Source organism: Streptomyces sp. NRRL WC-3549 (assembly GCF_000721935.1).
Classification (GTDB): domain Bacteria; phylum Actinomycetota; class Actinomycetes; order Streptomycetales; family Streptomycetaceae; genus Streptomyces.
Genome location: NZ_KL585470.1, coordinates 3,178 through 4,844, shown reverse-complemented (window position 1 = coordinate 4,844; position 1,667 = coordinate 3,178). Strand labels below are relative to the sequence as shown.

Below are 1,667 nucleotides of genomic sequence, written 5' to 3'. Positions count from 1 at the left end.
CCCACCGCATCGACCTGCCCACCTACGCCTTCCAGCACGAGCGGTTCTGGCTCTCCGCGGCCGCTGCGCCCCTCGGGGACATGGCTGCAGCCGGTATGGGCAGCTCCGATCACCCGCTCCTGGGGGCCGGCGTACGGCTGGCCGGTACCGACGGGTTCCTGTTCACCGGACGGCTGTCGGTCGAGTCGCACGCCTGGCTCGGTGACCACTTGGTGCTGGGTTCCGTCGTCGTCCCGAGTACCGCCTTCGTGGAGCTGGCGCTCCACGCGGGCGAACGGTTCGGCGCCGAACTGCTGGAATCGATGACCGTACGCACCCCACTGGTTCTCCCCGAGCACACGTCGGTCGGCGTCCAGCTGGTCATCGCGGCGGACGACGGCACCGGACGGCGCAAGGTCGAGGTGTACGCGCGGCCAACGGCAGGCGGCCCGGAGACGGACTGGACGCTGCACGCCGCAGGTGTACTGGCCACGGCGCAGGAACTTCCGACCTCGACAACGGAGTTCGAGGTGTGGCCGCCGAAGGACGCCACTCCGGTACCGGTGCAGGGCATGTACGACGATCTGGCCGACGCCGGATACGACTTCGGGCCCGTGTTCCGTGGAGTGCACTCGGTATGGTGCCGGGGCGACGAGGTGTTCGCCGAGATCGCGCTCGACGAGGACACGGACACCCAGGGGTTCGGTCTGCATCCCGCTCTGCTGGCCGCAGCCTGCCACCCGGCCTCCGGTGGTCTGCCGTCCTCGTGGTCCGGCGTGACACTGTCCGCTGTGGGAGCGAAGTCCCTGCGTGTGCTGGTTCGCCCGGCGGAACAGGGCGTCGCCGTCTTCATGGCCGACGAGACCGGTGAGCCGGTAGCCGCAGCGGAGTCCGTGGTACTGACTCCGGTGACGCCGGATCAGCTCCGGACCGACTCCGGCGAGCGGGATTCGCTCTTCGTCCTCGAATGGGCGCCGGTGAAGCTGCCGTCCGACGCCGTCGCGGGTACCTGGGCCGTTCTGGGAGAACCGGGCGCGCTCGCCCCGCTCGGCCTGCCGGCCCATGCCGGCCTCGCCGACCTCGACCAGGTACCCGACGTCGTCTTCTGCGTCCCGGATGTCGCCGACGACGATCTGGCCTCCCGTACGCACGCCACCAGTCATGTGGTTCTCGGCACCGTGCAGGAGTGGCTGAGCGACGACCGGTTCGCGGACGCCGTCCTGGCAATCGTGACCAAGGGAGCGGTCGTCGTCGGAGAGGGCGGATCGGACGACCTGGCGGGTGCCACCGCCTGGGGGCTCGTACGGTCGGCCCAGTCCGAGAACCCCGGCCGGCTGCTGCTCATCGACCTGGACGACCACGCCGAATCGGCCGGCGCCCTGGCGGCGACCCTGGCGGGGGGCGAACCCCAGGTCGCGATCCGTGCGGGCCGTGCCTTCGCACCCAGGCTGGCCCGGCCGGCGCCACGCCCCGAAGCAGTCGAACCGGTGGAGCACGGCACCGTCCTGGTCACGGGAGCGACCGGCGCCCTCGGCGCCCTGGTCGCACGGCACCTCGTGGCCCGTCACGGTGTCCGCAGCCTGGTCCTGACCAGCCGCCGAGGCCCGGAGGCGCCGGGCGCCGCCGAGCTCGCCGCCGAGCTGAGGGCGGCCGGCGCCGAGGTCGAGCTGGCGGCGTGTGACGCGGCC

Annotated in this window: 1 protein-coding gene; it reads left to right on the top strand. The window is 72.0% G+C overall.

Going from position 1 to position 1,667, the window contains the following annotated elements:
- Positions 1-1,667: SpnB-like Rossmann fold domain-containing protein (locus IH13_RS45470; protein ID WP_037843563.1), on the top strand; the 1,667-nt coding region annotated here is incomplete at both ends.